Origin of the sequence: Streptomyces sp. NPDC057137 (assembly GCF_042670825.1) — a bacterium.
Lineage (GTDB): Bacteria > Actinomycetota > Actinomycetes > Streptomycetales > Streptomycetaceae > Streptomyces.
In genome coordinates, this window is the sequence record NZ_JBHUUW010000009.1 from 1 (window position 1) to 7,302 (window position 7,302).

Annotated in this window: 7 protein-coding genes; 2 read left to right on the plus strand and 5 right to left on the minus strand. The window is 66.7% G+C overall.

Annotated elements, in window-relative coordinates:
* Positions 1-63 precede the first annotated feature (63 nt).
* The 5 genes from fabI to ACFT9I_RS10165 all read right to left on the minus strand — a co-directional run bounded on the left by fabI (position 64) and on the right by ACFT9I_RS10165 (position 6,001).
* Complete coding sequence (fabI, locus tag ACFT9I_RS10145) at positions 64-834, minus strand: enoyl-ACP reductase FabI (RefSeq protein ID WP_382562643.1); 771 nt, start codon at positions 832-834, stop codon at positions 64-66.
* Between the two features lie 4 nt (positions 835-838).
* Positions 839-1,558 carry a 3-oxoacyl-[acyl-carrier-protein] reductase gene (fabG, locus tag ACFT9I_RS10150; protein ID WP_382562645.1) on the minus strand — a complete coding sequence of 240 codons (720 nt, stop codon included), beginning with the start codon at positions 1,556-1,558 and terminating at the stop codon, positions 839-841.
* Between the two features lie 120 nt (positions 1,559-1,678).
* Complete coding sequence (locus ACFT9I_RS10155) at positions 1,679-2,908, minus strand: McrC family protein (RefSeq protein ID WP_382562646.1); 1,230 nt, start codon at positions 2,906-2,908, stop codon at positions 1,679-1,681.
* On the minus strand, positions 2,905-5,121 hold the full coding sequence (locus ACFT9I_RS10160) for an McrB family protein (RefSeq protein ID WP_382562648.1): 2,217 nt from the start codon (positions 5,119-5,121) through the stop codon (positions 2,905-2,907). Before ACFT9I_RS10160 ends, ACFT9I_RS10155 begins: the two co-directional genes overlap by 4 nt.
* Positions 5,122-5,530: 409 nt before the next feature.
* The gene (locus ACFT9I_RS10165; RefSeq protein ID WP_382562649.1) at positions 5,531-6,001 is read right to left on the minus strand and encodes an ATP-binding protein; all 471 of its coding nucleotides are present in this window, start codon (positions 5,999-6,001) and stop codon (positions 5,531-5,533) included.
* Positions 6,002-6,196: 195 nt separating this feature from the next.
* Here ACFT9I_RS10165 and ACFT9I_RS10170 point away from each other — a divergent pair, with 195 nt between their 5' ends.
* Complete coding sequence (locus ACFT9I_RS10170; protein ID WP_382562651.1) at positions 6,197-7,066, plus strand: helix-turn-helix domain-containing protein; 870 nt, start codon at positions 6,197-6,199, stop codon at positions 7,064-7,066.
* Entirely contained in the window at positions 7,063-7,287 is a 225-nt protein-coding gene (locus ACFT9I_RS10175; protein ID WP_382562652.1) for a DUF397 domain-containing protein, read from the plus strand. Before ACFT9I_RS10170 ends, ACFT9I_RS10175 begins: the two co-directional genes overlap by 4 nt.
* Positions 7,288-7,302 lie beyond the last annotated feature (15 nt).

Sequence of the window (7,302 nt, forward strand, 5' to 3'; positions counted from 1 at the left end):
GTTCCCGGCGGTCACGCGGCTTCGTGGTCCTGCTGGTCGAACCGGTCGTGCTGGTACTGCTGGTCAGGCACCCATCATGTGGACGCCGCCGTCGACGTGCACGATCTCGCCCGTCGTCTTCGGGAAGAAGTCCGACAGCAGCCCGACGACACCGCGGCCCGTCGGCTCCGGGTCGGACAGGTCCCAGCCGATCGGCGCGCGGTGGTTCCACACGTCGGCCAGTTCCTCGAAGCCCGGAATGGACTTGGCGGCCATCGACCTGAGGGGGCCGGCCGAGACGAGGTTGCAGCGGATGTTCTTGGCGCCCAGGTCACGCGCGAGGTAGCGGTTGGTGGATTCGAGCGCCGCCTTGGCGATACCCATCCAGTCGTACTTGGGCCAGGCGAACTGCGCGTCGAAGGTGAGCCCGACGACCGAGCCGCCGCGCTCCATCAGCGGCAGGCAGGCCATGGTCAGCGACTTGAGCGAGTACGCCGAGACGTGCACGGCCGTGCCGACGTCCTCCCACTCCGCCTCCAGGAAGTTGAAGACTCCCTGCGGGCCGAAGGCGATCGAGTGCACGACGCCGTCGAGGCTCGCGCCCTCGCCCTGGATCTCCCGGATCCGGTCGGCGAGGGAGTCCAGGTGCTCCTGGTTGGTGACGTCCACCTCGATGACGGGGGCGGGCTTGGGCAGCCGCTTCGCGATGCGCTCCACGAGCGAGAGACGCCCGAAGCCGGTGAGGATGACCTCCGCACCCTCTTCCTGCGCGACCTTGGCCGCGTGGAAGGCGATGGAGGAGTCGGTGAGGACCCCGGTGACGAGAATGCGCTTTCCGGCGAGAATTCCACTCATGTGATCAGTGACCCATGCCCAATCCGCCGTCAACGGGAATGACGGCTCCAGTGATGTACGAGGCATCGTCCGAGGCGAGGAAGCGGACCGCTGCCGCGATCTCCTCGGGCTGCGCGTAACGGCCGAGGGGGACTTGGGCGACGATGTTCTTGCGCTGCTCGTCGGTGAGCACCTTGGTCATGTCGGTGTCGACGAAACCGGGCGCGACGACGTTGAACGTGATGTTGCGCGAGCCGAGTTCACGTGCGAGCGAGCGGGCGAAGCCGACCAGCCCGGCCTTGGAGGCCGCGTAGTTTGCCTGCCCGGCCGAGCCCAGCAGCCCGACGACCGAGGAGATCAGCACGACCCGGCCCTTCTTGGCGCGCAGCATGCCGCGGTTGGCGCGCTTGACGACCCGGAAGGTGCCCGTGAGGTTGGTGTCGAGGACGGACGTGAAGTCCTCCTCGGACATCCGCATCAGCAACTGATCCTTTGTCACACCGGCGTTGGCGACCAACACCTCCACAGGACCGTGCGTCTCCTCGATCTCCTTGTAGGCCTGCTCCACCTGCTCGGCGTCGGTGATGTCGCACCGGACGGCCAGGCAGCCGGACTCCGTCAGGGCCTTGGGCGGTTCGCCCGAGCGGTAAGTGATGGCGACCTTGTCGCCGTTGCCGACGAAGGCCAGGGCGATGGCAAGGCCGATGCCCCGATTTCCTCCGGTGACGAGAACCGAGCGGCTCAACGAAGCACCTTTCGTAGCTGTCTGGGCTGTCTGCTCTGATACCTGGAAAACCTATCGTTCGCGGCGGCGCTCCGTGGACTCGGGCCTTGACAGCGCCTCGCTACGGTCGCTGTGGGGTCCCTACAGTTCCGCTTGTGCTCGGCTTTGTATGATCAGCTCTGCCAGCCTGTCGATCCGACTCTTCAGGTCCTGATGGGGCAGCCCGAGGTCGAGGGCATGGCGGTGCAGACGGATCTCGCCTCCGGCCACCGGTACCCGTACCACGTCCTCTTGGCCGGATGCATAAACCAAGTGCCCCTGGGTGAGCCCGAGCCGTACGCAGTAGGCGAGCATCTGATAGAGATCGTCCCGGGACGGGCCGCTCTTGTACTTCGCATCCACCACGACGGACGGTACGGGGACGCCATCAGCACCCGTCAGGTAGTGAACGAGGTCCGGCTTGAGGACGTGGCCTTTCCCCGTGTCGAGATGGTGTTCACGATCACGAGGTTCCGCCCTGCCTCCCGCGGTCCGCTCCAGGGCCTCGCCGAGCGCACCACCGAGGAAGTCCTCATACACCTGCCACATCCGGAACAGCAGCCCGTCCGCGCTGATGGTCCGCCCGTCCTCCAGTTCGTACGAAGACCCTCTGAGAATGAGCGTGGCGAGGGACAGAGCGGGCCGGTAGCGCAGATTGAGGCGGGTCGGTGACCATACGGGCAGGGGTGCGCCGGGCACCGGCGGTGTGACCCCGTCGAGCTGTGCGGCGAACCCCCGCAACTCGCGACGGTGTACCGGGATCACGCCCGGGACCCGCAGCATCCGCCGGACCGCGCCGAGCAGCAACCGGTTCTCCGGGATATCGGCGGAGTGATCGTCGTAGGTCACTTCCAGCGGAAGCGCCAGCCCGGGACGGCGCCCGAGCTGCGCGGCGCCACGCAGTCGGCCGCGCAGTACGGGGAGGGTGTCCTCGATCTCCCGGTAGCCGAACAGGACTCCGGCGCGCAGCGCCCGCCTGGACGCCCGGGAAAACGCGTGGGCGACGGCCGGCAGCAGGTCGGGCCGAGCGGCCACGTCGATCTGCTGTCTCTCCTTCTCCCAGAGAAGACGGTCCGGGGCATAGCCGAGCAAGTACATCAGCCGGTCCACCGGTATCTTCGGCGCGATGGACAACCGCACTTGGCCGGGGCCACGCCCCAGCCGGACGGCACCCACCTGGTTTCTGGCCCTGAGCCGCCATTCCCCGGTGACCCGCCCTGGGCGTACGTCCACGAGCTCCGAGGCGTCGAGCGTCCGCGCCTGTTCGTCGGTCAGCGGCCGACTGGACCAGTCGTCCGCCTCCCTGAGCAAGATGGGCGCTTCGTCGCTCATGCGTCGTCGGCCGACGGGGCGGATACGGGGGCCGGGGGCCTGAGCGACGGGCTGATGCCGAGGTGTTTCCTGATGGCATCGAGGCCGTAGGTCTCCTGGATGTCGATCGATTCGCCGTAGTGGTGCTCGGTGAGCAACGGGATGATCTGGGTACGCCAGAGCAGATCGAGGGCTCGGTCACCGCCCTGCGCGATGGACTGCATCAGATACGAGTGACCGACCCGGAAGTCACGGTCGGCGCCGGGTCCGGCGGCGATACGGCGGTTGAGCTCGTCGAGGAGCTGTGCTCCGAACTGGGGCAGGCTGTTCGCGTCGAGCCAGGAGCTCAACAGCCCCTTGAGGGGTGTTTCGTCGGGGTGGAGCTCCAGGAAGGAGAAGCGTCGGCGCATGGCCCCGTCCATCAGCGCCACGGTGCGGTCGACCGTGTTCATCGTGCCGATGATGTAGAGGTTGGGCGGCAGCCGGAACCCGCGTCCTTCGTCCGATCCGTAGAGGAGATGGACGAACTCCTTCCGATACTCCAGGAGGAAGTACATCTCTCCGAAGACCTTGGCGAGGTTGCCCCGGTTGATCTCATCGATGACCAGCACGAAGACCTCGGCGGGGCGCTCCTCCGCCGTGTCCGCGAGTCTGCGCAGAGGTCCCTTGACCAGATCGAAGACAATGCCGGTCGAGGCGGGTCCCTCACGCTCGGGGAGCATGGAGTCGGATGCCGACTTCTTCGGCGTCCGAGGCCGGAAACCTTCGAAGAAGTCCTCGTAGCTGTACGCCGGATGAAACTGCACCAGGCGTACGTTGCTCGGGCTGCCCCCGGTCAGATGACGGGCGAGCGCGAGAGCGGTGAACGTCTTTCCCGTGCCGGGCGGCCCGTGGAAGATCAACTGCGGCTTGCCACGGAGGAGTTTCACCGCGTCCTGGAGCCAGCCCGGGTCGGACAGGGTGAGACGGTCGGCCAGTTCCTGGGTGACATCGGGGAGTTCGGCCTTGATGTCCGGAGCAGGTGCGGTACGGCCTGGTTTCGGCCCAACCAGTGGTTCGAGACGGGCGGCGAACTCACTGACATCGACGATACGGGCATCGCCGTCGGCGACCCGGGCCACCAGTTCGGCGGGCAGAGCACGGATGAAGTCGAGGGGTTTACCCAGATTCCGCCAGTCGACGGACCGCACGAAGTGGGCCGCGTCGTCGCTGGGAGTGGAGTAAACAGCAGGTCCGCGTACCACCCCCAGATAGGCGTGGGGGCCGTCGGTGCACACCACGATGTCCCCCTCCTGTATCCGGGAGAGGAAGGTGTAGAGCTCTTCGGCCTGCCGGTCGCGTCGAGCGGACGTCGCACCTGAATACGCCTCATCGACGACCTTGCGCACGCGCTGCGGTCCGGTGCCCTGGGCGAGAGCGGGCAGCCGGTCGGCCGACAGGGTCACCACACCCTGCTCGCGCCAGAGCGTCTTGATCAGACTGGCCCCGTCCTGGGCCCTCCCGCGAATGACCCACACCCTGCGGGGGCGTTGAGGCACACTCTCCTGTCCCGGTTCCTCTCCCAGCACCAGCGCGGTGAGTTCCTCGGCGGTGAGTCGCGCACCAGGCCGGGCCCGTACGACGTCGAGGCTGGAGCCTTCGTCAATCAGCTCGTCGCGCTCCAACAGCATCCGCCAGGCGTCGATGTCCACGGGCGGCAACAGCAGATCCGGGCCTGCCACACCCTCGTCCGAGAGAGCCAGATGCCAGCCGTCGGGGCGGGTGCCCTGAAAAGACGCCGCGAGCGCCTCGGCGTCGACGTCGAACTCCCCGGCGAGGTCCTCGACGCTGATCCACCGCTCATCGGGCAGTTCGGAGAGAATCTTGGCCGCGGCGTCGAAGGAACCGCGCCGCGTACGCCAGTGGCCGTAGCGGGTCGTCGCCTCGGCGAGGAACGTCACCGGATCGGGATAGTCCTCAAGCGCCCGCCCGCCCAGCCCGGTCAACCGCCAGGTCCGGTTGGCCCGGGTCAGCCAGCCGGCCTTGGTCAGCGCGGTGGCTGTGTAGCTGAGGTTCTTGTCGATGTCCGTCTTCACCAGCGGCCCGAGCGCTGCCCAGTCGGTGACGAGCGAAGGCTCGGCCCGATGGATCAACGGCCGGAGCTCACGGAAGGGAAGGCCGTCCTGGAGATGCTCGGTGAGGACGGTGGCGGCTCGATGAACCGCTCGGGCGCTGATCTCGAATGCGGTGTGCACGGCTTCCTTTCGTACGGATGCGCCCACCGGGAGCGGGCACGACGTGGCACGGCGCGCGACATTGCGCGCTGTGCTCCCCGGATTCCGCGCTGTCCCCGGAACGGGGATGGTGACACAGTCCTCCACACAGGGGCAGTACAGACTCCCCCAGTGGCCTTCCTTCCGGAGAGACCAGCCGTCATCAACGAGCCCCTTGAGGACCGCGCTGATCTCTGTGTCTGGATGATCCGCCGGCGACAACACACGTCCGCCCACTCCCGTCCTCCAATGCCCCAACGCCCCGAACGAAGCGGCCCGTTCAAGGTCAACACCGCGTGAACTGGAAACTACTCCGGGGTACTGACAGTCGACGAAATCGCACGTCGATGCGGCAATTGGGTCGAGCGTGCGGGCAGTTGGGAGCCGCTTCTCAGTCGCGCGGCAGCAGGCAGCGGATCTGCTTCCCGACGGGAGTCCGCATCACGTCCCAGCCGGGCGCGAGCACATCCACGATCCGGAGCCCGCGCCCATGCTCGGCCTCCGGGTCATCCAGCGGGACGCCCGAACGCCAGGGCATACGCCCCTGATCGGGATCGTGCAGCCTGACCCAGATCCCCGCCCTGCCCACCTCCACCTCGGCGACGAGCGGCACGTAGTCGCCAACGGCATTGACGGCGTTGCTGTAGAGCTCGGCGAGGACGAGTTGGGCGCAGTCGACGCCGTTGGGGCTGACGCCCGCGTCGAGGAGCGTCGTCTCGGTGAGACCACGTACGGCACGGAGGTTGCGCGGGGAGGCGGACATGTGGAGGGAGAAGCCGGCGGGGTTGGGGGCGAGGTAGTGCCCGAGGGCGGCGGGAGGGTGGGGGGTTGAGGTGAAGGTGTGGGGCGAGTTGAGGTTCACGATGCCTCCTTGACCTGGGGTCGCCACTCCAGCCCGCGACGGTCAGGTCACTCAGTCGTCAAGAGTCGCCCAGGTGGGGCGACTTGCTTTCAGATTGCTCCTCAAGCAGCTCGATTTGCAAGTTTGTCACCAGACTTTCGTGATCGTTAATTTGTTCCCATCGACTTGCACCGGTGATGGTGAAACACTCACCGCATGCCAAACGTGCGCCCTGTTCCCACTGTCCGACGCCGACGCCTGGGCGAAGCTCTACGCCGGTATCGCAACGCCACCGGGATGAACCTCGACGTCGCCGCCGCAGCGGTGGGCTGGATCGCCCCGAAGCTGTCACGGATCGAGACAGCCAACGGCCATATCCGGCCCAACGAGGTGGTCAACCTCCTGAAGGCGTACGGAGTCAACGACCCGGACGTGGTCACAGCCTTGGAAGGGCTGGCCAAGGACGCCCGGAAACAGGGGTGGTGGCAGACATACAGCGGGATCGTGGCACCGGCCTACGCGGACTACATCTCTCTGGAGTCCGACGCCGACAGCATCCACGAGTTTGCCCCGCTACTGATCCCCGGCCTCTTGCAGACCGCCGCATACGCCCGCGAGACCATCGCGGCCAATGCGACCACCCGTACCCCTGATGAAGTGGCAGCTCTCGCGGAGGTACGGCAGGCGCGACAAGCCGTACTCACCCGCCCCGGTACTCCCTTGAAGATCTGGGCAGTGATCCACGAATCCGTGCTTCACCAACGGTTTGCCGTACGCCCCAACACCATGCGCGAGCAGCTGCAACGACTGCTGGATGTCTCCGAGATGCCCAACGTCACCATCCAGATCCTGCCACTGGAGGCGACACCGCATCCGGGAGGCGCGGGCGCTTTCAGCCTCGTGGGCTTCCCCGGCCCGATGCCCGATGTCGTACTGCTGGAGAATCTCATCGGAGCGACCTACGTTGAAGGTGTTGACGAAGTCCAGACCTTCGCCAACGCCTACGAACGCATCGTCGCCGCAGCGCTGCCGACAGAGGATTCGCTGGCGCTGATCACCCGGATGGAAGAGAGAAGCCGCAAGTGAATGACGATCGCAAGGCGGAGCTGTACGCCTTCGGCCTCTCCACCGTCAACTGGCGCAAGGCATCCGCCAGTGCTGGAGAGAACAACTGCGTCGAGGTCGCCGCCCTCCCCGGTGGCAGCAGGGCCGTACGCGACTCCAAGAACCCCGGTCTCGAACCACTGCGCTTCACGGCTTCGGAGTGGGCCGCGTTCCACATAGGCGTGGTCGCCGGCGAACTCTGAGGCCGACAACGCACG

What these genes read in the sequence shown, in the direction of transcription:
- fabI (WP_382562643.1), bottom strand. Translation starts at nt 834, where the DNA reads ATGAGTGGAATTCTCGCCGGAAAGCGCATTCTCGTCACCGGGGTCCTC.
- ACFT9I_RS10155 (WP_382562646.1), bottom strand. Translation starts at nt 2,908, where the DNA reads ATGAGCGACGAAGCGCCCATCTTGCTCAGGGAGGCGGACGACTGGTCC.
- ACFT9I_RS10170 (WP_382562651.1), top strand. Translation starts at nt 6,197, where the DNA reads ATGCCAAACGTGCGCCCTGTTCCCACTGTCCGACGCCGACGCCTGGGC.